The sequence below is a fragment of the Novosphingobium capsulatum NBRC 12533 genome, assembly GCF_001598375.1.
Classification (GTDB): Bacteria; Pseudomonadota; Alphaproteobacteria; order Sphingomonadales; family Sphingomonadaceae; genus Novosphingobium; species Novosphingobium capsulatum.
In genome coordinates this window covers 236,123-262,677 of record NZ_BCYV01000009.1, presented here as the reverse complement: position 1 = coordinate 262,677, position 26,555 = coordinate 236,123, and the positions used below count along the sequence as shown (strand labels likewise).

Below are 26,555 nucleotides of genomic sequence, written 5' to 3'. Positions count from 1 at the left end.
CATCCAGCTCGCTCATTACTCGCGGGTTTGTTGCACAGCGTGAGGATGCGGCCTGGACCCTGAAACGAGTTCAGGGTGACGGTGGGAGAGAGCCCGCTGTGCACATTGGCAAATACTGATGCAAATTTCGCGCAGAGGCGCAGAGGCGCTGAGGATAAGATTTTCTCTGCGTCTCAGCGCCTCTGCGCGAATTTGATTTTGCGGAGCGCCTGAATAGGATGGCGCCCGGCATATTCCCCTCAATCCCCCGCCACCAGCGCGCTGATATGCCAATCATCACCCTTGCGTTCGGCGATGATCCGGCGGGCGAGCAGGCTGCGCAGGCGGGCGGTTTCGATCCAGCCCTTGCGTTGCGGCTTGCCGGTGATCACGGCGGTGTAGCGCGCGGCGGGATTGTAGGAAGGGCTCGTGGCAATGGTGACAAGCGACCAGTCCAGCCGGTCGACTTCTGGCGCCGTGTCACTGGGCTTGGCGCGAAGTGGTACGCCTTGCCCGGTGACCAGCATCGTCATACCCGGATCGACCTCATCAGGCACGTTCCAGAAGAACCACGGCATGACCACCAGATCGCCCTGCACGGCGCAGCCCAGCGGCAGGATGCGCGCGAGATCGGCCCATATGGCGGCGCCGGCCGGCGCGGCCAACCGCTTTTGCAGTTGGGCCGGGCCATGGCCGCCGCCATAATCGAGCGTCACATCGGGGGATGAAAGTGCGGCGAGTGCGGCAGCGTCGCGCGTCTTGACGGCGGCGGCAAGGCGCGTGGCAAAGGCGCTCCAGCCCGGCAGCGCGGCGCAATCGTCGCGCGGGGGCAGGGCGATCGCCGGGAGGGCAGAGGCGGTATCGGCCGGGGTGAGCGGCACATCGGGCGTGGGCTTGACCGGAAGCGCCAGCGTCGGGCTGGGGCTTGGCGCGGGCGGCGTGGGGGTAGGCTCGGGCGTGGCGCTGGCGCTTGGCGTTGCCGTTGGGCTGGCGCTTTCCTGCGGCGCCGGCTCGCGCTGGCAGGCAGCAAGCGCAAGGCTGGCGAGCGCCACTGTCCAAGCTGCGCTGCGCATGGGCAAGCCCTTGTTTGCCTGTCGTGCCATCATGCCCATCGTTACCCTGCAGCCGTTTCCCCTTCAACGCCAACGCCGGTTGGCGCGGGCAGTTCCGTGGCTTTGTCCTCGGCAATGTCTGGGGAAATGTCCGTAGCGACATAGCGCGGCGCGGTTTCCACTAAAGGCACTTCTTCCACCTCGCGCTTGCCGATCTCGATATGCTTTTCGCGCAGGCGGCGTCCGGCCGAAAGCACGTTGCGCTCAAAGCTGCCGACGAACTTGTTGTAGTTGGTGACCGCGCTTTCCAGGCCAGAGCCGACGCGCTTGAGGTGATCGGCGGCGACGGCCAGGCGATCGTACAGTTCGCCGCCCATGCGGCCAATCTCGCGCGCCTCGCGGGCCAAGCCATCCTGGCGCCAGACCTGCGCCACGGTGCGGCAGATCGCGACGAGGTTGGTGGGCGAGGCGAGCAGCACGCGGCGGTCGAAGGCGAAGTCCCACAACTGCGGATCGCGTTCCAGCGCGGCGGCGATGAAGTGTTCGCCCGGGACGAACATCAGCACATAGTCGGGCGCTTCTTCGAACTGACTTTGATAGGATTTGGCGCCCAGCGTCTGAATATGGTTGCGCATGGACTGCACGTGGGCGGCGAGGGCCACGCCGCGCGCGGTATCGTCGGCGGCTTCGAAGGCATCCTGATAGGCGTTGAGCGAGACCTTGGCGTCGATCACCAGCAGCTTGTTGCCGGGAATGCGCACGATGGCATCGGGGCGCAGGCGGCCTTCGTCGGTATCGATCGAATGCTCGGTGACGAAATCGGTGTGCTCGGCCAGGCCACACTGTTCCAGCACGTTGCGCAGTTGCTGTTCGCCCCAGCGGCCGCGCGCCTTGGGGGCATTGCGCAGCGAGTTGCCCAGCCGCGCGGCTTCGGCGCGCACTTGCTCCTGCCCGTCGCGCATCGCCTGGATCAGCCCGGTGAGGTTGCCGAACGCATCGACGCGTTCCTTTTCCAGCTTGCCGACCTGCTCTTCATAGCTTTTCAGGCGCTGATCCACCGGGGCGAGCAGGGCCCGCAGCGATTGCGCGGCCTTTTCCTCGCTCTGGGCAAAGCGCTCCTGCGCGCGGGCCATGAAGGCCTCTTGCGCGCGTTCCAGCACCTTGTTGCCGGCGTTCTCGAATTCGCGGCGCAGCGCTTCCTGCGCCTCGATCAGCAGGCGCTTCTGCTCGGCAAAATTGGCAGCGTCCGCTTTCATCCGCGCCAGTTCCGCGCGCAGGTCCTCGCGCGATTGGCGGGCCTCGTGCAGCGCATCGCGCAGGGCGTCGGCCTCGGCCGCGCGCTCGCTGGCGGCGGCAAGGTGGGTGGCCAGGCCATCACGCTCGGCGCGCAGGGCATCGCGCTCGGCGCCAAGCTGTTCTGCCTGGCGCGCGCGTTCGGCCATGGTGGCAAGATCCACGGCCATGGCCTTGATCGTGCCTTGCGCCTCGCGCGCTTCGTTCTCGCGGGCAGTAGCGCGGCCTTGCGCCTCTGCCACCGGGCGTCCACCCAGGAACCAGCCCAGGGCCAGGCCGATCACCAGCGCCACGATTACCAAAACCACCGCCAAGGTCCGCCTCCACTCAAGAACAGAGCGGGAACGTAAACGAAGCAGCCCGGCAACGCAATGTGCCGGGCCGCTTTATCCTCAACTGTCGTGGGCGATCACGCCACCTTGCGCAGCTTGTCCAGCTTCTTGAGCGCCATCTGGCGCTTGAGGCGCGAGAGGTGGTCAATGAACAGGATGCCTTCGAGGTGGTCCATCTCGTGCTGCAGGCAGGTGGCCAGCAGGCCATCGATCGCTTCCTCGTGGACCGTGCCGTCAAGATCCTGCCAGCGGGCGCGGATGCGCGAAGGGCGTTCCACTTCGGCATAGATTTCCGGCACCGAGAGGCAGCCTTCGCGATAGATCGTGTGCTCTTCGGAAGGATCAAGGATTTCCGGGTTGATGAACACGCGCGGTTCGCGCCGCACCGGCTGGTGGCTGTGGCCACAGCCGTGATCGTGGCATGCTTCGGGCTCGGCATCCTCGTCATCGGGCTGCAGGTCGATCACCAGCACGCGCAGGGGCACGCCCACCTGGATCGCGGCAAGGCCGATGCCGGGGGCATCGTACATCGTATCGAACATGTCGGACACGAGGGTGCGGAGTTCGTCGTCGAACGTTTCCACCGGAGCCGAGACCTGCTTGAGGCGCGGATCGGGAACTTCAAGAATTTCGCGGATAGCCATGGGGCCAAGATAGGCGGAGCGGCGCACCGGCGCAAGGCAGGCGATTCGATCAGGGTGATCGCTTTTGCCGTGCCAACGGGGCGCCGCGCCGCGTTACAGCAGCTGGGCGAACCGCGCGGCCGTGGCAAAGGCTTCCCCGCGCAAGGTGCGGCGGGCTTGGGCCATCTCGTCCTTGCCCCACAGCTCTGCCTGCCAGTCTTCCTCCACGCAGGCCGCATCCCACAGCGCGGCAACGTCTGCGCCGGGATCGAGCGCGGCAAGGCCGATGATCAGCGAGCACGACAGCGTGGCGGTGTTGCGCAGGGCAGCCAGGGCAAAGGGCGAAAGTTGCTCCAGCGCGGCGGCAAGTGCCGCAAGCGTCGGCGCGGGCTGGGGCTTGTGCATGATGCCGGACACGCGCGTGAAAGCCACGCCATAGCGCGCCTCGGCCATGGTAAGCAGGGGCTCCCACAGCAGGCGCTGGCGCGCGGCGAGCGGCTCGTCCGGCTCGGCGCGATAGCACAGCGTATCGGTCTCGGCATAAGGCAGCAGATCGGCGCGCGCGGCGGCCGGGGCGGGCGCCACCACGTCGATCGCATAGTCGGCCATGTCGCGAAAGGCGAAGGCGGCGGTGTCGATCGTCTCGCCCTGGTTGGCCCATTCGCCGGCCATGGCCTGGGCGAGAGCGGCGGTGGGCACGATCTGCGGGCGGCCGCCCTGGGTGCGGATGCCGCGCCCATCGAGGCACACGCGAAAGCCAGTATCTTCAGGCGAAACCGTAACGTCTTGATAAAAGCGCTTCATGATGGCCTTTTCCAGCGCCGCGCCAGCCAGCGCGGCGCGCCAAAGAACAGGGTGAGGCCGGCAAAGGCGAGCACGAACGCGCCCCATTGCGGCACGCGCGCCAGCCACGGCACATTGCCCGACGCCACCATGGCGCCGATCAACACGATCAGCGTGCCCGCCAGGCGCAGCAGTTGCAGCAGGGCAAAGCGCCCCATCGCCGGATCGCGCATCGCCTCAGCCTACCGCGTGGAGCAGTTCGGCCAGCTCTGCCACGGTGCCGGCGACGGCATGGGCGCCGGCAGCGAACAGTTCGGCCCGCTCGTGATAGCCCCAGTCCACGCCGATCGCGCGCACCCCGGCATTGCGGGCCATGGCCATGTCATAGGCGGTATCGCCGATCATCACGGTCAGCGCGGTGTCTGCACCAGTGGCATCGAGGCAGGCCTCGATCATGCTGGGATGCGGTTTGGACGGGTGGCGATCGGCGGTTTGCAGTGTCACGAAGTGGCGCGACAGGCCATGCGTGGCCAGGCAATGCGCCAGGCCCCTATCGCTCTTGCCGGTCGCCACGCCCAGCAGCCAGCCGCGCCGCGCCAGGTCTTCGACCAGCGCGGCGATGCCGTCATACAGTGGCTCGCCCACCATCCCGGCCTCGCGCCGGGCGCGGAACGTGTCCTTGTAGGCTTGGGTAAGCATGTCGTGCGCCTGCGCGTCACCTTCCGGATGGAGGCGGCGCATCGCTTCCACCAGCGACAGCCCGACGATGCGCCGGGTTTCGCTGCGCGGCGGCGGCACCAGGCCCATGGCATGAAACGCCCCGTCCATCGCCGCGCCGATATCGGCCTGGCTATCGACCAGGGTGCCGTCGCAATCGAAGATGGCGAGGCGCAGGCTCATCGCTTGCCCGGGCTCCGCGGGCCGGGAGCCTTGGTGCCAGGGGCCTTGGGCGCGGCGCGGCGCGGGGCTGGCTTGGCGCCGGGCTTGGCAGTTGTGGTGCGCGTGGCAGGCTTGGCCCCCGGTTTCGCTCCAGGCTTTGCCCCAGGTTTCGCGCCAGCCTTTGCGGGCGCCTTGCCCGCAGCGGCGCCGGCCACGCGGGCGCGCTGGCCAGTGGGCTTGCGCGCGCCGGTGGTTGCCGGGCCATCGATGCGCTTGCGGCGCTCGCCCCGGCGCTCCTTGCGGTATTGCTTGGCGTGGGCCTTGGCGGCGCGCTTTTCCAGGGTCTTGGGTTCGACCAGCACCGGCGCTTCGAGCGGCAGATCGCCTTCGGTTTCGGTGAAGCCGAGTTGTTCCAGGCTCTTGGAAAAGTGCTCGGGCAGCGGCGCGGTCACGTCCAGCAGATCGCCTTCGGGATGCTCGATGCGCAGGCGGCGGGCATGCAGGTGCAGCTTGCGGCTGATGCTGCCCGACAGGAACGCGCCCTGGCCGCCATACTTGCCATCGCCCACGATCGGGTGGCCGATCGCGGCCATGTGCACGCGCAGCTGGTGGGTGCGCCCGGTGAACGGCTGCAGTTCCACCCAGGCGGCGCGGTTGCCGGCGCGATCGATCACACGATAGCGCGTGCGGGCCGGCATGCCGTGCTCGGTTTCATCGACCATCATCTTCTCGCCACCGGTGCCCGGCTGCTTGGCCAGCGGCAGTTCGATCATGCCATCGTGGATATCTGGCACGCCCATCACCAGCGCCCAATAGATCTTGCGCGCGGTGCGGCCGGAGAAGCGCCTGGAAAAGAAGGCTGCGCTGCCCGGCGTGCGCGCCACCAGCAGCACGCCCGAGGTATCCTTGTCGAGCCGGTGGACCAGGCGCGGGCGTGGATCGCCATCGCCGGCATAGGCATCGAGCAGGCCATCGACATGCTCGTAAGTGCCGCTGCCGCCCTGGGTGGCCAGGCCCGGCGGCTTGTTGATCACGATCGCGGCGCGATCCTGTTCCAGCACGATGTCTTCGGCCAGGTGGAGCTGTTCTTCGGTCAGCGGCTTGCGCACGCGGCCGCCCTTGCCGCCGCCGGCCAGCGGCAGTGGGCCGCCCGCCGGGGGCACGCGCAGGGACTGCCCGGCGATCAGGCGGGTGTCGACATCGGCGCGCTTGCCATCAACGCGAATCTGGCCGGTGCGCGCCCAGCGCGACACCATGGCAAAGCTCACCTCGGGGAGGTTGCGTTTGAACCAGCGGTCCAGCCGCACATCGTTGTCATCAGGGCGAACTGTGAACTGGCGCACGGCATCTGCATTGCCGGCGGCTTTGCCATTCGAAGCTTTGCCATTAGAGGCTTTTGAAGAGGTCATGGTCGCGCCCATAAGGCCTTTGCCCGCAAATTGCACGACATTGCTTGCCTTTCGCCGGCAGAATCACTATTGGGCGCCCGGTTCGAGCCGGTCCTGATCGGATTCGGCACGCTTTGTGTTCCTGGTATCTGGTGACCCCCGCGCGGCCGCGGGCTCTCGCCCGAAGCTGTTGAGGTATGTCGGTTTATGCAGATTCTCGTTCGCGACAACAATGTTGATCAAGCTCTTCGTGCCCTGAAGAAGAAGCTTCAGCGCGAAGGTGTCTATCGCGAAATGAAGCTGCGTCGTCACTTTGAAAAGCCGTCGGAAAAGCGCGCTCGCGAAAAGGCCGCCGCTGTGCGTCGCGCCCGCAAGCTTGAGCGCAAGCGCCAGGAGCGCGACGGCGCGAAGTAAGCTTCAATCGTGGCGGGACTATCCGTCACATTGAGCACTTGCGATAGGCCCTGTGCTGGGCCAAGAGGGCGCCGTGAATCACGGCGCCCTTTTCGTTGGGTCGAGCATCCCGGCTCGAATCGACGGGCAGGCACCGGCCGGGCGGCCGTTCCTTTGGGCGCTGCCTGATCAGGGAAAATCCAGAGGGAAACCCCAGAGGGAAACCAATGTCGGAAATCACCCGCGTTCCGTTGCAGCCCGTTGCCAAGGGCTCGCTCGCCAAGGTTTGGCTCGGCGTGATCGTTGCCGTGCTGGTGGGCATCGGCCTGGCCTGGGCGGCGCGCCCGGTGCACTTCAGCGAAGTGCGCGTGATCGCGCTCAAGGAAGGCACGGGCAAGTCTCCCACCACGTCTGACGTGGCGCTGATCAACTATGTTGGCCGCATCGCCAGCACCGGCAAGGAATTCGACCGTGGCGAAAACGCCGCGATGCCGCTGCAAGGCGTGATCCCCGGCTTTGCCCAGGGCCTGCAACAGATGAAGGTGGGCGGCAAGTATCGCCTCGAGATTCCGGCCGCGCTGGCCTATGGCAGCCAGGCCATGCCGGGCCGCGATGGCAGTGTCGCCATTCCCGCCAACAGCGACCTGGTGTTCGAGGTCGAGCTGATCGAGTTCCGCTCCATGGCCGAACTGCAGCGCCAGCAGGCCGCGATGCAGGCGCTGCAGCAGCAGATGCAGGCGCGCGGCGCGGCCGGTGCGGCTGGTGGCGCAGCGGGTGATCCGGCGGCAGCCCCGGTGGTGCCCGCCAACTGATCCGGCTTTATGCCAGGGGGCTGTCGGCCCCGTGGCTTGCCCCAGCGGCTTGAAGGACACCGCGCGCGATGGTAGCGCGCGGTGTTCTTGTTTTTGGCAAACCCTGCACGAAAGGGACGGCATGTCCGTGAATACCGCCGACGTGGCGAAGATCGCCAGTCTTGCGCGCATCAAGGTGAGTGAGGCCCAGCTTGAAGCGATGGTGCCCGAATTGAACGGCATCCTCGCCTGGGTTGAGCAATTGGGCGAAGTCGACGTGACCGGGGTAACCCCGATGACGGCCGTGATCCCCAATACGCTGCGCCTGCGCGATGACGTGGTAAACGCCGATCCGCTGACCGGCGGCGACATCCGCGATGCCGTGCTGGCCAATGCCCCGGTGGCCGAGCATGGCTTCTTCGGCGTGCCCAAGGTGATCGAGTAATTCTTGGCTGGCCTTGCGCTGGCCGTGCTTCGACAGGCTCAGTACGAACGGATGTGGGTTTTGGATCAATCCCCCGTTCGCCCTGAGCTTGTCGAAGGGCAGGCGCAGTACCGCCTTCCAGTTTCCCACGCACGAACCCCGATCGGTTCATGCGCAACAATCGGTCCGAACGGATGACTGACCTTACCGAACTTGGCGTTGCCGCGCTCCGTGATGGGGTGGCGAGTGGCGCTTTCACCGCCACGGAAGTGGCCAGTGCCTTCAACGCCGCGGTCGAAGCGGCGCAGGGCGCGCTCAATGCCTTTATCGTCACCACCCCGGATGCGGCGCTTGCCGCGGCGGGCAAGGTGGACGCGGCGCGTGCCGCCGGGCAGCCGCTGGGCAAGATGGCCGGCGTGCCGATCGGCATGAAGGATCTGTTTGCCACCAAGGGCGTGCAGACCACGGCCGCCAGCAAGATCCTCGAAGGCTTTGTCCCGCCGTACGAAAGCACCGTCTCGCAGAAGCTGTGGGATGCTGGTGCCGGCATGCTGGGCAAGCTCAACCTCGATCAGTTCGCCATGGGCTCGTCGAACGAGACCAGCGGTTTTGGCAACGTGATCTCGCCCTGGCGCAAGGGGGACGATACCACGCCGCTGGCGCCGGGTGGTTCTTCGGGCGGTTCGTCAGCCGCAGTTGCCGCGCGCATTGCGCCGGCGGCCACGGGCACCGACACCGGCGGCTCGATCCGCCAGCCCGCCGCCTTCACCGGCATTTCCGGCATCAAGCCGACCTATGGCCGCTGCTCGCGCTGGGGTGTGGTGGCGTTTGCCTCCTCGCTCGACCAGGCCGGGCCGATGGCGCGCGACGTGCGCGACTGCGCGATCATGCTCGAAGCCATGGCCGGGTTCGATCCCAAGGATTCGACCAGCCTCGATCTGGCTGTGCCGGCATGGGAAGCGGGCCTCAATGCCGACATGCGCGGCAAGAAGGTGGGCATTCCGCGCGAATACCGCGTCGATGGCCTCGATGCCGATGTCGCCAAGAGCTGGGAAGATGGCATCGCCTGGCTCAAGGATGCCGGCGCGGAAATCGTCGATATCTCGCTGCCGCATACCAAGTACGCGCTGCCCACCTATTACATCATTGCCCCGGCCGAGGCTTCCTCGAACCTCGCCCGCTATGATGGCGTGCGCTACGGCCTGCGCGATCTGCCTGATGGCGCCAACCTGCAAGAGATGTACGCCGCCACCCGCGCTGCCGGTTTCGGCGACGAGGTGAAGCGCCGCATCCTGATCGGCACCTATGTGCTCTCGGCCGGGTTCTATGACGCCTATTACACCCAGGCGCAGAAGGTCCGCGCCCTGATCGCGCAGGATTTCGCCAAGGCGTTCGAGACGGTGGACGTGATCCTGACGCCCACCGCGCCGTCTGCGGCCTTTGCGCTGGGGCAGAAGAGCACCGATCCGGTCGAGATGTATCTCAACGACGTGTTCTCGGTGCCAGCCAGCCTTGCCGGTCTTCCGGCCATGTCGGTTCCGGCCGGCCTGTCGCGCGATGGGTTGCCGCTGGGGCTGCATGTCATTGGCCGTCCGCTCGATGAACAGGGCGTGCTGAACGCCAGCCTTGCGCTTGAACAGCGCGCACAGTTTTCGGCTAAGCCGGGTAAGTGGTGGTAAGATGAGCAGCTATCGTATCCAGGGCGCCACGGGCGAGTGGGAAGTGGTCATCGGGCTGGAGGTTCACGCCCAGATCACCACGCAGGCCAAGCTCTTTTCGGGCTCTGCCACCGCGTTCGGCGCTGAACCCAACACCCAGGTCAGCCTGGTCGATGCGGCGATGCCGGGCATGCTGCCCGTGCCCAACCGCGAGTGCATCCGCCAGGCGGTGCGCACCGGCATGGCGATCGACGCGCAGATCAACACCTGGTCGCGGTTCGATCGCAAGAACTACTTCTATGCCGATCTGCCGCAGGGCTATCAGATCAGCCAGCTCTACCACCCGCTGGTGGGCGAAGGGTCGATCGAGATCGCGCTGGATGACAAGAACCCCGATGCCGGCACCAAGGTCATCGGTATCGAGCGCATCCACGTGGAGCAGGACGCGGGCAAGCTGATGCATGATCAGCATCCGACGATGTCCTACGTCGATCTCAACCGCTCGGGCGTGGCGCTGATGGAAATCGTCAGCCGGCCTGATATGACGTCGCCGGCCGAGGCCGGGGCATACCTGACCAAGCTGCGCCAGATCCTGCGCTATGTCGGCTCATGCGATGGCAACATGGACCAGGGCTCGATGCGGGCCGACGTCAACGTCTCGGTGCGCCGCGCGGGCGAGCCGCTGGGCACGCGCACCGAAACCAAGAACGTCAACTCGGTGCGCTTCGTCATGGCCGCGATCGAGCACGAGGCGAGCCGCCAGGTCGACGTGCTGGAAGCCGGTGGCAAGATCGTGCAGGAAACCCGCCTGTTCGATCCGGGCACGGGCACCACGCGGTCGATGCGCAGCAAGGAAGACGCGCACGACTATCGCTATTTCCCCGATCCCGATCTGCTGCCGCTGGTGCTGGACCAGGCATTCCTGGATGAATGCCGCGCGTCTTTGCCCGAACTGCCCGATGCCAAGCGCACGCGCTATACCGATGTGCTGGGCCTTTCGGCCTATAACGCGGCCGTGCTGACGGCAGACGTGGATACGGCCGCCTGGTTCGAAACCCTGATCACGGCGAGCGCTGCCAAGCAGGGCAAGGACGAAGCCGCCGTGGCCAAGCAGGCTGCCAACTGGCTGACCAGCGAGCTGTTCGGCGCGCTTAACAAGCTGGGCAAGGGCCTGGAAGACAGCCCGGTTTCGCCGACGAGCGCAGCGGAACTTCTGGCCCTGATCGGCGATGGCACGATCTCCGGCTCGATCGCCAAGCAGGTGCTGGAAAAGATGCTGGAAACCGGCGACGGCGCGGCTGCCATCGTCGAACGCGAAGGCCTCAAGCAGACGACCGATACCGGCGCGATCGAAGCGGCAGTGGATGCCGTGCTGGCCGCGAACGCCGACAAGGTGGAACAGTACCGTGGTGGCAAGGAAGCCCTGTTCGGCTTCTTCGTGGGCCAGACGATGAAAGCCATGGCCGGCAAGGGCAATCCGCAGTTGGTCAACCAGGTGCTGAAGGCCAAGCTGGGGTGAGGGACGCGCCCTGCGGTCTTCGCACCGCTAGGGCCAGACTTTCAGGACATAAGAAAGCCCCCTGTCCGACGAAGGACAGGGGGCTTTTCTCTGGGAGGTCGATTGCCTGTCAGCTCTTTACGGGCGTGCGCGTCGCTTTGGCTTCGTTGCCGGCATATTCCTCGAAATTCTTCTTGAACACGGCGACCAGTTCATCGAGCGCAGCCACGGCGTCATCGCCTTCCTTTGGCGGGAAAAGCTTGAGGCCGTTGCCGCCCCACGCTTTGTATTCGAAGTCGATTTTCTGATCGTCGCCAAATTCCCGCACCATGAACAGTGTGCGCAGCGAGCGGCCGTAAATTGCGGCTTTCTGGTAGAATACGTCCGCCACGACGAGTTCTGAATAGCACTTGGCCTGAGAATCCGAGCGGCGCGTTTTAACGGAATTCATGGTCTTGCGCACCAGCGGCGTGGCATGCGTCACGATCGTGGTGCCCGGAGTAAGCTTGAGCATGCCGCGCAGGTCGAGCGTCTCAAGAGCATCGAGCTGGCTGGGACTGTCCAGCGCGCTGGCCATCAGCGTGCGATTGGTGGCATCGCGATTGCCGTGGATGGCAGCATCCAGCAAGCCGCCGCCCAAGAGTCCGGTCGTCATCGACGCCATTCGTTCGGCCGGCCAGATATGGAGTTCGCAGCCATCGGGCGCAGCGGCCGACGGTGCATGCACGACGACCTCCGGGCTAAGTGACTTTGCGGCTTCGGCAGGCGCTGCCGGAGACGCGGGCGCCGTGGTGTCTTGCGCCTGGACGGTGCCAACCGTGGCCAGCAAAGCCACGCTAGTTGCAAGGAAGGTCTTGAGCATTTCCATATCCCCATCTGGAATGGCCCGTTTGGGCTGTGCTTGCGTTAATTTTTCTTACGCGGCGGCGCTGCCAGCTGCCTGCCAAACGTTGCCACGCTTTCTGCAAACGCGTGGCGCAATTCGCCCAGCGCAGCCTGCGGATCGTCTTCTGGCTTTGCGGGAGGAAACAGTGCGAGCTTTTCCGTGGCAATCGTGCCAAAGCTGCGGGTGGGCGTTTCGCTGCCGTCGAACCGCTTGAAGCGGTAGATCACCTTGAGATAGCGACCCGAAAAAGTGTCTTCCTGAAAAAATACGTCATCCACGGCGAGTTCGGCGTGGCATGGTCCGCCCTCGGCCGTGTAGCGACCCGGCGTATTGCGCAGGGTGCGACTGTCGAGCGTTTCGGCATGGACTGTGACTTGATACCCCGTCAGACCGAGTATAGTCGGAAGGTCGAGGCTCGCCAGCACGGCCTGTTGGGTGGCCGTGTCCAGCGGTGCTCGCGGTAGCTTTGGATAGCCCTGCCGCCCGTTAACAGCCCCATCAACGATTCCACCGTGGAGCCAGCCGTAAAACGTAGACCGCAATGGGCTGCCAGGCCAAATGTGAAGCGTGCAAGGTGATGTGGATGTGGCCAGGCTTGCCGTGGCATCCTGCGCAGTTGCTGTCCACGGCATACTAACGGCCAGCGCAGCAAGCAAACCAATCGGCGCCTTGCGCAGCCGCCCCCACCCGATCTTTTCTGTCATGCCTTCCCCGGGACACCCAGACGTAGTTTGCGCAACAATTTGTTGCGCAAACTACGTCTAGGCTAAACCGGCATAGCTCGGCAAGGCTTCATCTGGAACCTTGCCGAGCCAGTGCTGCCAAAATGGCAAAATCGGGTTTTACTTCCCCTGGACGCTCGTCACCTCAACCGGCAGGCCGAGCTTGTCGAGCTGCGGCTTGATCTTGGTGGCGTCGCCCACGACAACCCAGGTCAGCTTGCTCGGATCGAGCGCGGTGCGGGCGGCCTTGTCGAGTTCGGCGGCGGTCAGCGTGGGATAGCGCACGGCGAGGCGTGTGTAGTAATCGTCCGGGCGCTGGAACTGGACGATCTTGACCAGGCCATCGAGCACGGCGGACGAGGTTTCGAACGCGCCTGGCAGTTCGCGGGCGGCGCCCTGCGTGGCCCAGCCCAGTTCGTCGGGGGCAACGCCCTTGTCCTTGAGGAACGCAGTCATGTCGCCCTGCATGGCGGCGATCGCGGGGCCGGTCTGGTCGGTCTGGACCGGCGCGACGAGGCGATAGATCACGCGGTCCTGGCGGTCGCTTACCGCGCTGCCCACGCCGTAGCTCCAGCCCTTGCTTTCGCGCACGTCCATGTTGAGGCGCGAGAGGAAGCTGCCGCCCAGCACTTCGTTGGCAGTGCGCAGCGGCACGAGATCGTCGCGGCCGGTGGCGGCGAGCACTTCGCCGGCCATGATCATGGACTGCGGCGAGGCCGGGCGATCGACCAGCAGGATGCGCGGGCTGGCTGCGGGGATCGTTGCCGACAGGTTCTTGGCCGGGGCAGCGCCCGCCGGTTCGGCCCAGCTGCCAAAGCTGCGTTCCAGCAGCGGCTTGACCGCCGCCAGTGTGGTATCGCCGACCACGAAAATCGTCGCCTTGGACGGGCGCAGCCAGGCCTGGTGGAACGCAGCGAGGTCTGCCGGGGTCAGGCGCTTGACCACGGCGGGATCGCCGGTGCCGGTGGGCGGCGTGCCATAGGGGTGCTGCGGCCCATAGAGCGCGGGATAGAGCACGCGTGAGGCCATGGCCGAGGGATCGCGCAGTTCGGCATCGATCGCGGCGAGTTGCTGGGCGCGCACGCGTTCCAGGTCATCGCTCTTGAGCGCGGGATTGCGGATATAGTCGGCCAGCAGCGCCAGTGAGCCAGCGAGGTTGGGCGCCACGGCATCGAGCTGGAAAGCTGTGCTGTCGGGCAGGGCGGCGTTGCTGATGTTGGCGCCCAGGTTTTCGCGGGCACGGGCAAAGGCGGCGGCATCCAGGGTCTTGGTGCCCTGATCCATCATCTTGAGCAGCATCGCCTGTGTACCCAGCGCCTGGCGCGGATCGGCGGCAAAGCCGGCGTCGAACGCCACCTGCACCGAAACGACCGGCACGGCGGCGCGGCGAGCAAAGACCACCTTCACCCCGTTGGACAGCGTTGCCCGCTCGATCTGCGGGAACTGCAGCGCCGCGAGCGTGCCGATCGGCGGCAGTTCGCTGCGATCGGGGCCGGCGGCAGCGGCCGGCACGGCTGGCTGCGGCGCCGGGTCCTGGCCGGGCTGGTGCCAATAGGCGGGATGGGCAGCGCTACCGTGGCCCCCACCGACCTTGGTATCGTTGTTGGCCCAGCCGCCGTGGGATTCGCCGCCTTCGGTGCGGGTGCCCGGCTCCACCGTCAGGGCAAAGACCGGGCGCGTCAGCCACTTTTGCAGCGCGTCACGCACCTGCGCCGGCGTGAGCGCGGCCATGGCCGCCAGTTCCTTGCGATAGTGGTTGGCATCGCCGTTGTAGAGCAGACCTTCGGCCAGCGTCGGTGCCTTGCCGCCAAAGCCGCCGACCGATTCCAGCTTGCGGATCTGGTCGCTGGCGGTGACGGTGGCGGCGCGGGCGAGTTCGTCGGCCGTCGGGCCTTCGGTCACCAGGCGCTTGATCTGCGCGTCGAGCGCGGCACCCACGGCGGCGGCATTCTGGCCCGGCTTCACATCAGCCTGAACCACGAACTGCCCGGCCTGGGCATAGATTTCAGCATTGGCGCCGGCCGCAACGACCAGTTGCTGGCCACGCACCAGGTTGTCGTCGAGCCGCGAAGAAGCAAGGCCGCCCAGGATCACTGCACCGATCTGCAACGGCAGGTAATCGGGGTTGTCATAGCCCGGGATCGCCCACATGCGGTAGATGCGGGTGGTGGCCACTTCATCCTTGATCGTCTTGGCAACCGGCGCGGGCAGGGTCGGCACCGGGGCCGATACCGGCTGCACCTTGGGCCCGGCGGGAATGGCGCCGAACCACTTGGCGACCTTGGCCTTGGCCGTAGCGAGATCGACATCGCCTGCCAGCACCAGCACGGCGTTGTTGGGGCCATAGTGATCGGTGAACCACGCTTTCACATCGGCCAAGCTGGCGCTGTCGAGATCGGCCATCGAGCCGATCGTGCTGTGATGATAGGGGTGGCCAACGGGATAGAGGTTTTCGAGCTGCTCGTATTCCACCAGGCCATAGGGCTGGTTGTCGCCCTGGCGCTTTTCGTTCTGCACCACGCTGCGCTGGTTATCGAGCGTTTCCTGCGTCACCGCACCCAGCAGATAGCCCATGCGATCGGATTCCAGCATGAGGAAGCGATCGAGCGCGGCCGTGGGCACGGTTTCGAAATAGTTGGTGCGATCGAACCAGGTCGTGCCGTTGTAATCGGTGGCGCCGGCATTCTGCAGCGGGGTGAAGAAATCGCCCTTGTTGTGTTCCGACCCGTTGAACATCAGGTGTTCGAACAGGTGGGCAAAGCCGGTCTTGCCCTTGGGCTCGTTCTTGGAACCCACACCATACCACACCGACACTGCCACGACCGGCGCCTTGCGATCGGTATGGACCAGCACGCGCAGGCCGTTGGGCAGGGTGAACTGCTGGTACGGGATGTTCACTGCCGAAACCAGGTTGGCCAGCGGCGCCGGGGCGGGCACTGCCGGGGCCGATGCCGTTGCGGCAAGCACGGGTGAAGGCGCGGCCGAGGCGATCGCCAGGGCCAGGAGAGAGGCGTTGAGGAAGCGCTGCATGGAGGGGGGCTTGTCCTGTCTCGAAAAGTCTCTGTGGCGATGTGTAAGGGCATGTTCGGCGGAGTCAAAGCTGAACCATCGTGAGGACTTGCCACGCGACATTGGTTTTGATTGCAACCGGTGGCGCAAAATTTGATCCACGTCCTTGTGTTGCCCAAAAGCAACACTACCTTGTGGCGGTCAGGAGAGCGAGAGACCGTTATGAACCTCGAAAAATTCACCGATCGCGCCAAGGGTTTCCTCCAGGCGGCCCAGACCCTGGCGATCCGCCTGAGCCATCAGCGCATCACCCCCGAGCACGTCCTCAAGGTGTTGCTGGAAGACCCGGAAGGCATGGCCAGCGGGCTGATCCAGCGGGCCGGCGGCAACCCGGCCGTGGCCCAGGCCGAAGTGGACAAGGCGCTGGGCAAGTTGCCGGCGGTGTCTGGTTCGGGCGCGCAGAATTCGCCCGGGCTCGACAACGATACCGTGCGCCTGCTCGACCAGGCCGAACAGGTTGCCGCCAAGAGCGGGGACAGCTTTGTCACCGTGGAACGCATGCTGCTGGCGCTGACGCTGGCTGGCACCACGGCGGCTGGCCAGGCGTTGAAGGCGGCCGGCCTTTCGCCTCAGGCGCTGGAAGCCGCGATCACGGCGCTGCGCGGTGGGCGTTCGGCCGACAGCGCCGGCGCGGAAAACGCCTATGACGCGATGAAGAAATATGCCCGCGACCTGACGGCCGCCGCGCGCGAGGGCAAGCTCGATCCGGTGATCGGCCGCGACGAGGAAATCCGTCGTACCGTGCAGATCCTGGCGCGTCGCACCAAGAACAACCCGGCGCTGATCGGCGAACCCGGCGTGGGCAAGACGGCGATTGCCGAAGGCCTGGCGCTGCGGATCGCCAATGGCGACGTGCCCGACAGCCTCAAGCATCGCCGCCTGATGGCGCTCGACATGGGCAGCCTGATTGCCGGCGCCAAGTATCGCGGCGAGTTCGAGGAGCGGCTCAAGGCCGTGCTTGACGAGGTGAAGGGCGCCGAGGGCGAAATCATCCTGTTCATCGACGAGATGCACACCCTGATCGGCGCGGGCAAGACCGAAGGCGCGATGGACGCGTCCAACCTCTTGAAGCCGGCACTGGCGCGGGGCGAGTTGCACTGCATCGGCGCTACCACGCTGGATGAATACCAGAAGTACGTGGAAAAGGACCCGGCCCTCCAACGCCGGTTCCAGCCCGTGTTCGTGGGCGAGCCGACAGTGGAGGACACCATCTCGATCCTGCGCGGGATCAAGGAAAAGTACGAGGTGCACCATGGCGTGCGCATCGCCGATGCCGCGATCGTGGCGGCCGCGACGCTGTCCAACCGCTATATCGCCGACCGTTTCCTGCCCGACAAGGCGATCGACCTGATGGACGAGGCCGCCAGCCGCATCCGCATGGAAGTGGAAAGCAAGCCCGAGGAGATCGAGAACCTGGATCGTCGCATCATCCAGCTCAAGATCGAGGAAATGGCCCTGGCTAAGGAAACCGACCAGGCCAGCCGTGATCGGCTGGATACCCTGCGCGAAGACCTGGCCAACCTGGAACAGCAATCGGCCGAGCTGACCACGCGCTGGCAGAACGAGCGCGACAAGATCCATGCCGAAGGCAAGATCAAGGAGCAGCTCGACAGCGCGCGCGTGGAACTGGAGCAGGCGCAGCGCGTGGGCGATCTGGCGAAGGCCGGGGAGCTGGCCTATGGCCGCATCCCCGAGCTGGAGCGCCAGCTGGCCGATGCGCAAGGCGCCAGCAAGAATGCCCTGCTGCGCGAGGAAGTGACGGCCGAAGATATCGCTGGTGTCGTCAGCCGCTGGACCGGGGTGCCGGTCGACCGGATGATGGAAGGCGAGCGGGAAAAGCTGCTCGCCATGGAAGACGTGCTGGGCAAGCGGGTAATCGGCCAGCGCGACGCGGTGGTGGCCGTGTCCAAGGCGGTGCGCCGCGCGCGGGCCGGGTTGCAAGACCCCAACCGTCCGCTCGGCAGCTTCCTGTTCCTGGGCCCCACGGGCGTGGGCAAGACCGAACTGACCAAGGCGCTGGCGGGTTTCCTGTTTGATGATGACAGTGCGATGGTGCGCATCGACATGTCGGAGTTCATGGAAAAGCATGCCGTCAGCCGTCTGATCGGCGCGCCTCCGGGCTATGTCGGCTATGACGAAGGCGGCGTGCTGACCGAGGCGGTGCGGCGCCGGCCCTATCAGGTCGTCCTGTTCGACGAGGTGGAAAAGGCTCATCAGGACGTGTTCAACGTGCTGTTGCAGGTGCTCGATGATGGGCGCCTGACCGACGGCCAGGGCCGCGTGGTGGATTTCACCAACACGCTGATCATCCTGACCTCCAACCTGGGCAGCCAGTACCTGGCCAACCTGGGCGAGGGCGAAGATGCCGCCAGCGTGGAGCCGCAGGTGATGGATGTGGTGCGCGCGCACTTCCGGCCGGAATTCCTCAACCGGCTGGATGAAATCATCCTGTTCCACCGCCTGGGCCAGGAACACATGGCCCCGATCGTGGACATCCAGGTGGCACGCGTGGCCAAGCTGCTCAAGGATCGCAAGATCACGCTGGACCTCACCGAGGCGGCCAAGCGCTGGCTGGGCCGGGTGGGCTATGATCCGGTCTATGGCGCGCGGCCATTGAAGCGGGCCGTGCAGCGCTATCTGCAAGACCCGCTGGCGGAGCGGCTGCTGGCAGGCCAAGTGCCCGACGGCAGCACGGTGACGATCGATGAAGGCGACGGCGCGCTGGCGTTCCACGTCAGCTGAGCCGCGCAGGCCATTGCGGAAAGGGAAGGGGAGCGCATGTCGCTCCCTTTTCTGCATCGGCGGGCCGGCAGCCCGCGGGCGTCAGACCAGGCCGAGCTTGGCCAGTTCGCCGGCGATCGCGGCGGGCAGCACGTCACCGGCTTCCCCATGGCCAAGATCGGCCGGGGCATCGGCTGCTTCCAGATAGCGCCAGCCCTGGTGGGCGCGGCGCGGCATCGGCACCACGTCGATCAGGCGGGTGGAGACCAGGATATTGGTGCGTCCGCCCTCGGCCTCTTCAAAACCCAAGATTTCGCTGCGCGCGACCAGCTGGTGCTTGAGAATCCAGTACAGCGAGCCGCCGATCATTTCGGCATGGCGGCGCGGGCAGTTGCGCGTGGTCAGGCGGGCGACGCCATCGGCACCGTGGCGCCGGCCGGTGGAAAACCATTCGTGGACTTCCGCCAGCGACTGCGCGCCATAGGCCACTTTGGTCATGTTGAGCGGCATTGCAGGTGTTCTTTCAATCCGAATCAGGCGGCAAGCCCGGTGACGACAGCCAGCCCCAGGAACGAGAAGAACCCCATGACATCGGTGGCCATCGTCACGAATACGGCCGAAGAGACAGCCGGATCCACCCGCAGGCGATCGAGGCTGACCGGAACGAGGATTCCAGCCAGGCCCGCCACCAGGTTGTTGATCACCATGGCCGCGCCGATCACCGCGCCCAGGTGCGGGTTGCCAAAGATCAGCGTGGTGCCCACCCCGATCAGCACGCCCAGCGAGAGCCCGTTGGCCAGCGCGATGCGCAATTCGCGCAGGATCATGCGCACGGTGTTGGAACTCGTCAGCTGGTTGGTGGCAATCGCGCGCACCACCACTGCCAGCGTCTGGGTGCCGGCATTGCCGCCCATGCCCGAAACGATCGGCATCAGCACGGCGAGCAGGGCAAAGCGCGCGATGGCGCCCTGGAACAGGCCGACCACCGAGGCGGCAATGATCGCCGTGCCCAGGTTCACCACCAGCCACGACAGGCGCGTGCGCACGGTCAGGCCGATCGGCTCGTTGATGTCGCCATCGCCCGCGCCCGACAGGCGCAGGATGTCCTCGCTCGCCTCTTCCTGGATAATGTGGACCACGTCGTCCACCGTGATCTGGCCGACCAGCCGGCCACTGTCATCCACCACGGCGGCAGAAATCAGCGCGTACTTCTGAAAGCGGAGCGCGACCTCTTCCTGGTCCATGGTGACGGGAATCAGCGTCTGGTCGCGCTTCATCACATCGGCCAGGGGCACGCTGCGCGGTGCGCGCAGCAGCCAGGAAAGCATGCAGGTGCCAACCGGGCGATGCTTTACGTCGACGATGAACACTTCCCAGAATTCGGTGGCAAGGTCATCGTCGTCGCGGCGCAGGTAATCGATCAGGTCGCCCACGGTCAGGTGTTCGGGCACCGCGATCACGTCGCGGCTCATCAGGCGGCCGGCGGATTCTTCGGGGTAGGACAGCGCGCTTTCGATCGCGGCGCGGTCTTCCGGCTCCATTTCTGCCAGGACGGCGGCCTGGTCTTCCTCGTCGAGGTCTTCGATCAGGGCGACGGCGTCGTCCGTCTCCATCTGCTCGGCGAGGTCGGCAACCTCTTCGGGTTCGAGCTGATCGACCAGGTCATCGCGCACCCAGTCGTTCAACTCGGCGAGCACGTCTGAGCCGAGCAGGTCGTTGATCGCGCGGGCCAGCGGCGCACGGTATTCCTGGCCGATCAGCTCGAACAGGTCGGCGATGTCGGCCGGGTGGAGCGGCTCGACCAGGTTATAGACCGCTTCCTGGTTTTCCGCGTCCAGCGCCTCGGTCACCCGGCGCAGGAACGAGGGGCGCAGCGTGTTGTCTTCCTCGTCCAGTTCCTGCGAATTGCGCGCAGGTTCGGGCGCTGCCACCGTCAAGGTGTCAGTGTCCACGCCGTCGTCCATCCGCGGGTCGTGTTCGTGGGGCGCGCCTTGTTCCATCAAGGCGGGGATAGGCGATCATCCGGCAAATGCAATGGTGCACTGCAGCGTGACTTTGTCCGAAGATTGCCTATATCGGCGGCATTCTTTGCCAAGGAAGAGTGGTCGATGTCTGAAGAAAAACTGGTCCTGTCGCTGGATTCGGGCGATGTGGTGATCAAGCTGCGTCCCGACCTGGCCCCCGGCCACGTGGAACGCATCAAGGAACTGGCCTCGGAAGGCTTCTATGACGGGGTGAAGTTCCACCGCGTGATCCCCGGTTTCATGGCGCAGGGCGGCTGCCCGCAGGGCACCGGCATGGGCGGCTCCAGCAAGCCCGACCTCAAGGCCGAATTCAACGATCAGCCGCACGTGCGCGGTGTGTGCTCGATGGCCCGCACCAGCTATCCGCACTCGGCCAACAGCCAGTTCTTCATCTGCTTTGATGATGCGCGTTTCCTCGATCGCCAGTACACTGTGTGGGGCGAAGTGGAGAGCGGCATGGACCTGATCGACGCGCTGCCCAAGGGCGAGCCGCCGGCAAACCCGGGCGTGATCCGCAAGGCGACCGTGCAGGCGGCCTGATTACGACTGGCTGATCGGGTCACTGTCTTGCTATCGAGACAAAACCTGTATCATATCAGGGAAAAGGCGGGGCTGGTCCCCGCCTTTTTTGCTGTAGGACAAGGCGCATCGGCTTAGGGGCAGGGTAGATCGACCCCGAGAGGAGCCCCCCATGAACGCCCCCGTTTCGTCACCGTCCGTGTCTCCTGCGCGGATTGCCCATCCCGATTATCGCGCCAAGCTGATGAGCGCAGACGATGCCGCCAGCCTGATTGGCCCCGGCGCCGTGGTGGGGATGAGCGGATTTACCGGGGCAGGCTATCCCAAGGCGGTGCCCCAGGCCCTGGCGCGGCGGATGGAGGCGGCCCACGCCGCCGGCAATCCCTATGCCATCAAGGTGTGGACCGGCGCCTCTACCGGCCCTGAACTCGACGGCGCGCTGGCGCGGGCCAAGGGCATCGATTTCCGCCTGCCGTACAACTCCGATCCCCTGGTGCGCGAGCAGATCAATGCCGGCACGGTGCAGTATTTCGACATGCACCTGAGCCAGGTGGCGCCCGTGGCGTGGCAGGGCTTTCTCGGCCCGCTCGACGTGGCGCTGGTCGAGGTTTCGGCGATCCTGCCCGATGGCAGCGTGGTGCCGTCCTCGTCAGTGGGCAACAACAAGACCTGGCTCGATCGCGCCGGCAAGATCATCCTGGAAGTCAATTCCTGGCAGCATGAAGCGCTGCACGGCATGCACGATATCTATTATGGCACGGCGCTGCCGCCGCATCGCAAGCCGATCCCGCTGGTCCATCCCAACGATCGTATTGGCCAGCCCACGTTCCGCATCGATCCGGCCAAGGTGGTGGCGGTGGTGGCCACCGACACGCCCGATCGCAACGCCCCGTTCAAGGCGCCCGACGATGCCGCCCGCGCCATTGCCGGGCACCTGCTGCAGTTCTTTGGCCATGAAGTGAAAATGGGCCGGCTACCGGCTTCGCTGCTGCCGATCCAGTCGGGCGTGGGCAATATCGCCAATGCCGTGCTCAACGGCCTGATGGACAGCCCGTTCGAGCCGATGACGGCCTATACCGAAGTCTTGCAGGACGGCATGCTCGATCTGCTGGCGGCGGGCAAGCTGGCGATGGCCTCGGCCACGGCGTTTTCCCTCAGCCCCGACGCGGCCGAAGCGCTGAACGGCGAAATGCACCGCTATCGCGATCGCATTGTGCTGCGCCCGCAGGAGATTTCCAACCATCCCGAACTGGTGCGGCGCCTGGGCTGCCTGGCGATGAACGGCATGATCGAGGCCGATCTCTATGGCAACGTCAATTCCACCCACCTGATGGGCTCGCGCATCCAGAACGGCATCGGCGGCTCGGGCGATTTTGCCCGCAATGCCTATATCTCGATCTTCATGGCGCCCTCGCTGGCCAAGGGCGGGGCGATTTCCACGATCGTGCCCCAGGTCAGCCATGTCGACCATATCGACCAGGACGTGCAGGTGATCGTCACCGACCAGGGCCTGGCTGATCTGCGCGGCCTTTCGCCCAAGCAGCGGGCCGAACAGGTCATCGCCAACTGCGTCCACCCCACGTATCGCGACCAGTTGAGTGACTACTATGCCCGCGCCTTGCGCGATTCCTATGGGAAGCATTCGCCCTCGCTGCTCGACGAGGCGCTTTCTTGGCATCAGCGCTTTGTGCAGACGGGCACCATGCGGGCGGGGTAAGCCCCTCCGTCAGCCCTTCGGGCCGCCACCTCCCCGCCGAGCGGGGAGGACCTGGGATCCTCCCCACGGCGTGGGGAGGGGGACCGCCCGCGCAGCGGGCGGTGGAGGGGGCCTCTTAAAGCCCCGCCTTCAGCATCCAGTCGTGGAACAGGCGCACCGGCCGCGATTGCAGGGCGCGGGGGCGGCAGACGAACCAATAGGAATAGGGGCTGTCCACTTCGATGTCATAGACGCGCGCCAGCCGGGGATCGTGGCTGCGGCTGAAATGGTCATCGTGCATGATGGCAATGCCCAGACCCTGCGCGGCGGCTTCCAGAATCAGCTGGCCGGAATCGAAATGGTCGATCGCGGCTGGCTCCAGCGCTTCCAGGTGTAGCGTGCGCTTCCAGGCTTCAAAGCTGGCGGGCAGATCGTTGTGGACCAGGAACGTCTGCTTGGCGAGCTTGGCCATATCGGGCCGGTTGCCCAGCTCCTCGGCCAACTGCTTGCTGGCGATGGCATAGACCCGGTTGTGATCGAGCCGCACGGCATGCAGCGCGGCGTCCGGCCCTTCCGACAGGATGATCGCCGCATCGATCGTGTCACCCAGCTTGGTTTCCGCCGCGGTCGAGCTGTCGATATCGATATGCAGCTGCGGGTGCAGCTTGCGCAGTTCGCCCAGGCGCGGGAACAGGCGCTGGCTGCCGAACAGCGGCAGTACGCCCAGGCGCAGGCGCATGACCTTGCCGGTATCGATCATGCGATCGATCCGGTCGGCCATCTCGTCGATCAGCGGGGCCACCGCATCATACAGCGTCTGCCCGTCTTCGGTCAGCTTGAGGGCCTGGTGCTTGCGTTCGAACAGCGGCTTGCCCACGAACTCTTCCAGTGCCGCCAGCCGGCGCGAGAGGGCCGATGGGCTGAGTGCCAGTTCGGCCGCCGCCGTCTTGGCAGAGCCGGCGCGCACCACGCGAATGAAAGCTTCCAGCGAGCGCAGTGGTGGCAGGCGGCGGATCATCAGGCGTCTTCTTCTTCGGCAAGGGCGGTGGAGGGGGCGTGCAAGCGCAGGCGCGTGAGGCGGCGTTCGTCGCCCCCGGTCACTTCCAGACGCCAGCCGGATTCGTGTTCCAGCACGCGGCCGACTGGTGGCACTTCGCCGGCAAGGACAACCGCCAGGCCGCCCAGGGTGTCGACGTCTTCCTCCACCTCGGCCAGGCGCGGGTCGATGATGCGGGCGACGTGTTCCAGTTCGGCGCGGGCATCGGCATCCCAAGTATCGGGATCGAGGCGGTTGAGCAGCACTTCGGGCGCATCGTCGTGCTCGTCTTCCACGTCGCCGACGATTTCCTCGACCAGATCCTCGAACGTGATGATCCCGTCGGTGCCGGAATATTCGTCCACCACCACGGCCAGGTGGGTGCGGCTGCCGCGCATGTCGGCCAGAACATCGATCGCGCCGCGCGCCTGGGGCACGAACAGCGGCTGGCGCAGCAGCACGGTCCAGTCATCGGGCGCAGGCGCCCCTTTGAGCGCCATGTCCGCCAGGAACGGGAACACGTCCTTGATGTGCATCATGCCCTGCACTTCATCGAGCGATTCGCCATAGACCGGCAGGCGGCTGTGGCCATGCTCGGCAAAGGCGGCAACCACTTCGGCAAACGTGGAGGAGGCGGGGATGGCAATGATCTGGCCACGCGGGATGGCCACGTCATCGGCATCGCGCTCGCTGAAATGGAGCAGGTTCTTGAGCATCTGGCGTTCCACCGGCACCAGGTCGCCATCGGCGCCCAGATCATGGCCGGGTTCGTGCTCGTGCTCTTCGATCGCTTCCTCGATCTGCGCCCGTAGAGACTGGTCATGGTCAGGCCCCTTGAAAAAGGCCTTTATCACGCGCCAAAGCGCCCCATTACTGTCGCCTTCGCCCGAGCGATTTTCACCGCCGGACCCATTGCCCTCGGGCACTGACCTTGCTCCTTAGCTGTTACTGTCGATATTCATGCATATGGGTCGGCCAGGCCCAGCAAGGCAAGCGCCTTCCGCTCCAGGTCTTCCATTTCCTCGGCCTGGGCTTCGCCCTCCTCGTGGTCATAGCCGGCCAGATGCAGCAGGCCGTGGACCACCAGGTGGGTGGCGTGGTTTTCTACCGAGATGCCCTTTTCCGCGGCTTCGCGGGCACAGACGCCCTGCGCCAGGATCAGGTCACCCAGCATGCCCGGCGCGCCCTCGTCGGCTGCGGCGCGCAGCACGTCTTCGCGGGCAAGCATCGGGAAAGACAGCACATTGGTGGGCTTGTCCTTGGCCCGCCACTGCTTGTTGAGGGCGTGCACCTCGTCATCGTCGGCCAGAACCAGGCTGACCAGCAGATTGGGATGCGCAAGTTCAGTGGCAACCTGCGCGGTCGCTTCAGCGGCGCGGTTGGCCAGTGCCTCCCAATCGGTGGTATCTCCCCAGATGGGATCGATGTCGATTTCCAGAATCGGCGCGGTCATGCGGGGGCCTGTGCAATTGGGGGACGAATCGCTTTGGCATGGCGACGCGGGCCGCGCCACCCGCCATGTGCAAAAAATGCAAGGTCAGGGTCAGTGCAAGGTTTCCACTACCCCCCGACTCCCTCCTCTAAAGAGGATGGGGAGGATGAAACAAAACCCCCTCCTTTTCAGAGGAGGGGGTCGGGGGTGGTGGAGGCACCGTGCAAGGTCAGGCCTCGTTCCCTTCATAGGCTTCAACGATACGGCCCACGATGGGATGGCGCACCACGTCGGCGCGGCTGAAATGCACCACGCCGATGCCGTCCACGCCTTCCAGCCGGCCGACTGCGTCTGCCAGGCCACTGGCAGCCACGCCGCCGGGAAGGTCAACCTGCTTGGGATCGCCGCACACCACCATGCGGCTGTTCTGGCCAAAGCGGGTGAGGAACATCTTCATCTGCGCCGGCGTGGTGTTCTGCGCTTCGTCGAGGATGACAAAGGCATCGGCCAGGGTGCGCCCGCGCATGAAAGCGATCGGCGCGATCTCGATCTCGCCGCTGGCGATGCGCCGCTCCACCTGTTCGGGCGGCATGCAGTCATAGAGCGCATCGTAAAGCGGGCGCAGATAGGGATCGACCTTTTCCTTCATGTCGCCAGGCAGGAAGCCCAGGCGCTCGCCAGCTTCCACCGCCGGGCGCGACAGGATCAGCCGCTGAACCGAACCGGTCATCAGCTGGGCCACGGCTTGGGCCACGGCAAGATAGGTCTTGCCGGTACCCGCCGGCCCCAGGGCAAAGATCACGTCGTTCTGCACCAGCGCCTGCATATAGGCGATCTGCGTGGCCGAACGCGGCACAATGGTCTTGCGGCGGGTGCGGATCATGATCGGCGGGGCATTGCCCGGCGTTCCGGTGATGATCCCTTCAAGCGTGGGTTCCGCGCTCATCGCAATAAGCGATTCCAGGGCGCCGCTGTCGATCTCGTGCCCGGTGTTGAGGCGCTGGTACAGGCCCTTGAGCACGTCACGGGCGCGGGCCACGGCGTCTTCGGGTCCTTCGATCAAGACCTTGTTGCCGCGTGCGGAAATGAACACGCCGAGGCGGTTTTCGATCTGCACCAGGTTGGTGTCGAACTGTCCGAACAGCGCACCCAGCATCGTCTGCTCTTCAAATTCCACTTCCACGCGGGCGCGACGGGGTTGGTCGGGCCGCGGCCCGGTCCTGACCCCGCCATCGCCCTGTATTCCGGCACGGTGTCCGGGGCGGTCGAAGGTCATGTCGCGATGTGCCTCGTCGTGGGCACGGGGGAATTTGCGAGCCATGGGATGGGGTTTTCGCGCTCCTTTCATCGAACCACT

At 65.6% G+C, this 26,555-nt stretch carries 24 protein-coding genes; 8 read left to right on the top strand and 16 right to left on the bottom strand.

Annotation, left to right across the window (positions count from 1 at the left end; genetic code table 11):
- Positions 1-239: 239 nt before the first annotated feature.
- The 7 genes from SCA01S_RS09730 to SCA01S_RS09700 all read right to left on the bottom strand — a co-directional run bounded on the left by SCA01S_RS09730 (position 240) and on the right by SCA01S_RS09700 (position 6,350).
- A complete protein-coding gene (locus SCA01S_RS09730) occupies positions 240-1,052 on the bottom strand; it encodes a hypothetical protein (RefSeq protein WP_157088928.1) in 813 nt (270 codons plus the stop codon).
- 41 nt (positions 1,053-1,093) lie between these two features.
- Positions 1,094-2,638, bottom strand: a complete 1,545-nt coding sequence (locus SCA01S_RS09725) for a DNA recombination protein RmuC (RefSeq protein ID WP_062785155.1) — start codon at positions 2,636-2,638, stop codon at positions 1,094-1,096.
- Between the two features lie 95 nt (positions 2,639-2,733).
- Positions 2,734-3,300, bottom strand: a complete 567-nt coding sequence (def, locus tag SCA01S_RS09720) for a peptide deformylase (protein WP_028657624.1) — start codon at positions 3,298-3,300, stop codon at positions 2,734-2,736.
- Between the two features lie 93 nt (positions 3,301-3,393).
- The gene (locus SCA01S_RS09715; protein WP_062785153.1) at positions 3,394-4,083 is read right to left on the bottom strand and encodes an ATP12 family chaperone protein; all 690 of its coding nucleotides are present in this window, start codon (positions 4,081-4,083) and stop codon (positions 3,394-3,396) included.
- Positions 4,080-4,295, bottom strand: coding sequence for a hypothetical protein (locus SCA01S_RS09710; RefSeq protein ID WP_062785151.1), 216 nt, complete (start codon positions 4,293-4,295; stop codon positions 4,080-4,082). Before SCA01S_RS09710 ends, SCA01S_RS09715 begins: the two co-directional genes overlap by 4 nt.
- 4 nt (positions 4,296-4,299) lie before the next feature.
- Complete coding sequence (locus tag SCA01S_RS09705; protein WP_062785149.1) at positions 4,300-4,962, bottom strand: HAD-IA family hydrolase; 663 nt, start codon at positions 4,960-4,962, stop codon at positions 4,300-4,302.
- On the bottom strand, positions 4,959-6,350 hold the full coding sequence (locus SCA01S_RS09700) for an RluA family pseudouridine synthase (RefSeq protein WP_062785236.1): 1,392 nt from the start codon (positions 6,348-6,350) through the stop codon (positions 4,959-4,961). Before SCA01S_RS09700 ends, SCA01S_RS09705 begins: the two co-directional genes overlap by 4 nt.
- A gap of 186 nt (positions 6,351-6,536) precedes the next feature.
- Between SCA01S_RS09700 and rpsU the strand changes: the two genes are divergently transcribed.
- From rpsU to gatB, 5 genes are all read left to right on the top strand, one after another.
- Complete coding sequence (rpsU, locus tag SCA01S_RS09695; RefSeq protein WP_011446475.1) at positions 6,537-6,743, top strand: 30S ribosomal protein S21; 207 nt, start codon at positions 6,537-6,539, stop codon at positions 6,741-6,743.
- A gap of 206 nt (positions 6,744-6,949) precedes the next feature.
- Complete coding sequence (locus SCA01S_RS09690) at positions 6,950-7,534, top strand: FKBP-type peptidyl-prolyl cis-trans isomerase (protein WP_022674990.1); 585 nt, start codon at positions 6,950-6,952, stop codon at positions 7,532-7,534.
- 121 nt (positions 7,535-7,655) lie between these two features.
- Positions 7,656-7,958 carry an Asp-tRNA(Asn)/Glu-tRNA(Gln) amidotransferase subunit GatC gene (gene gatC / locus SCA01S_RS09685; RefSeq protein ID WP_022674991.1) on the top strand — a complete coding sequence of 101 codons (303 nt, stop codon included), beginning with the start codon at positions 7,656-7,658 and terminating at the stop codon, positions 7,956-7,958.
- A gap of 173 nt (positions 7,959-8,131) precedes the next feature.
- Entirely contained in the window at positions 8,132-9,616 is a 1,485-nt protein-coding gene (gene gatA, locus SCA01S_RS09680) for an Asp-tRNA(Asn)/Glu-tRNA(Gln) amidotransferase subunit GatA (RefSeq protein WP_062785234.1), read from the top strand.
- Between the two features lies 1 nt (position 9,617).
- Entirely contained in the window at positions 9,618-11,114 is a 1,497-nt protein-coding gene (gatB, locus tag SCA01S_RS09675; protein WP_062785147.1) for an Asp-tRNA(Asn)/Glu-tRNA(Gln) amidotransferase subunit GatB, read from the top strand.
- 109 nt (positions 11,115-11,223) lie between these two features.
- Here gatB and SCA01S_RS09670 read toward each other — a convergent pair whose 3' ends face one another.
- From SCA01S_RS09670 to SCA01S_RS09660, 3 genes are all read right to left on the bottom strand, one after another.
- Positions 11,224-11,955, bottom strand: coding sequence for a hypothetical protein (locus SCA01S_RS09670; protein ID WP_157088927.1), 732 nt, complete (start codon positions 11,953-11,955; stop codon positions 11,224-11,226).
- A 44-nt stretch (positions 11,956-11,999) separates the two neighbouring features.
- Complete coding sequence (locus tag SCA01S_RS22210; protein ID WP_157088926.1) at positions 12,000-12,683, bottom strand: hypothetical protein; 684 nt, start codon at positions 12,681-12,683, stop codon at positions 12,000-12,002.
- A gap of 138 nt (positions 12,684-12,821) precedes the next feature.
- Positions 12,822-15,731 (bottom strand): M16 family metallopeptidase, encoded by a 2,910-nt coding sequence (locus SCA01S_RS09660; protein WP_062785140.1) that lies wholly within the window; start codon positions 15,729-15,731, stop codon positions 12,822-12,824.
- A gap of 201 nt (positions 15,732-15,932) precedes the next feature.
- Between SCA01S_RS09660 and clpB the strand changes: the two genes are divergently transcribed.
- Entirely contained in the window at positions 15,933-18,512 is a 2,580-nt protein-coding gene (gene clpB, locus SCA01S_RS09655; protein WP_062785138.1) for an ATP-dependent chaperone ClpB, read from the top strand.
- 81 nt (positions 18,513-18,593) lie between these two features.
- Here the strand turns inward: clpB and SCA01S_RS09650 are convergent, their stop codons facing one another.
- The gene (locus tag SCA01S_RS09650) at positions 18,594-19,001 is read right to left on the bottom strand and encodes a DUF1489 domain-containing protein (protein WP_022674998.1); all 408 of its coding nucleotides are present in this window, start codon (positions 18,999-19,001) and stop codon (positions 18,594-18,596) included.
- A gap of 23 nt (positions 19,002-19,024) precedes the next feature.
- Positions 19,025-20,455 (bottom strand): magnesium transporter, encoded by a 1,431-nt coding sequence (mgtE, locus tag SCA01S_RS09645; RefSeq protein ID WP_028657501.1) that lies wholly within the window; start codon positions 20,453-20,455, stop codon positions 19,025-19,027.
- A gap of 144 nt (positions 20,456-20,599) precedes the next feature.
- On the opposite strand from mgtE, the gene SCA01S_RS09640 reads away from it, so the two are divergent.
- The gene (locus SCA01S_RS09640) at positions 20,600-21,055 is read left to right on the top strand and encodes a peptidylprolyl isomerase (RefSeq protein ID WP_054132151.1); all 456 of its coding nucleotides are present in this window, start codon (positions 20,600-20,602) and stop codon (positions 21,053-21,055) included.
- A 151-nt stretch (positions 21,056-21,206) separates the two neighbouring features.
- Positions 21,207-22,751 carry a succinyl-CoA:acetate CoA-transferase ScpC gene (scpC, locus tag SCA01S_RS09635; protein WP_062785136.1) on the top strand — a complete coding sequence of 515 codons (1,545 nt, stop codon included), beginning with the start codon at positions 21,207-21,209 and terminating at the stop codon, positions 22,749-22,751.
- A gap of 115 nt (positions 22,752-22,866) precedes the next feature.
- On the opposite strand, the gene SCA01S_RS09630 is transcribed toward scpC, so the two are convergent.
- The 4 genes from SCA01S_RS09630 to SCA01S_RS09615 all read right to left on the bottom strand — a co-directional run bounded on the left by SCA01S_RS09630 (position 22,867) and on the right by SCA01S_RS09615 (position 26,519).
- A complete protein-coding gene (locus SCA01S_RS09630) occupies positions 22,867-23,748 on the bottom strand; it encodes a LysR substrate-binding domain-containing protein (RefSeq protein ID WP_022675002.1) in 882 nt (293 codons plus the stop codon).
- Positions 23,748-24,692, bottom strand: coding sequence for a hemolysin family protein (locus SCA01S_RS09625; RefSeq protein WP_062785134.1), 945 nt, complete (start codon positions 24,690-24,692; stop codon positions 23,748-23,750). The genes SCA01S_RS09630 and SCA01S_RS09625 overlap by 1 nt, the downstream gene beginning before the upstream one ends.
- Before the next feature lie 32 nt (positions 24,693-24,724).
- On the bottom strand, positions 24,725-25,219 hold the full coding sequence (gene ybeY / locus SCA01S_RS09620; RefSeq protein WP_062785133.1) for an rRNA maturation RNase YbeY: 495 nt from the start codon (positions 25,217-25,219) through the stop codon (positions 24,725-24,727).
- A 208-nt stretch (positions 25,220-25,427) separates the two neighbouring features.
- Complete coding sequence (locus tag SCA01S_RS09615) at positions 25,428-26,519, bottom strand: PhoH family protein (protein WP_084390904.1); 1,092 nt, start codon at positions 26,517-26,519, stop codon at positions 25,428-25,430.
- Positions 26,520-26,555 lie beyond the last annotated feature (36 nt).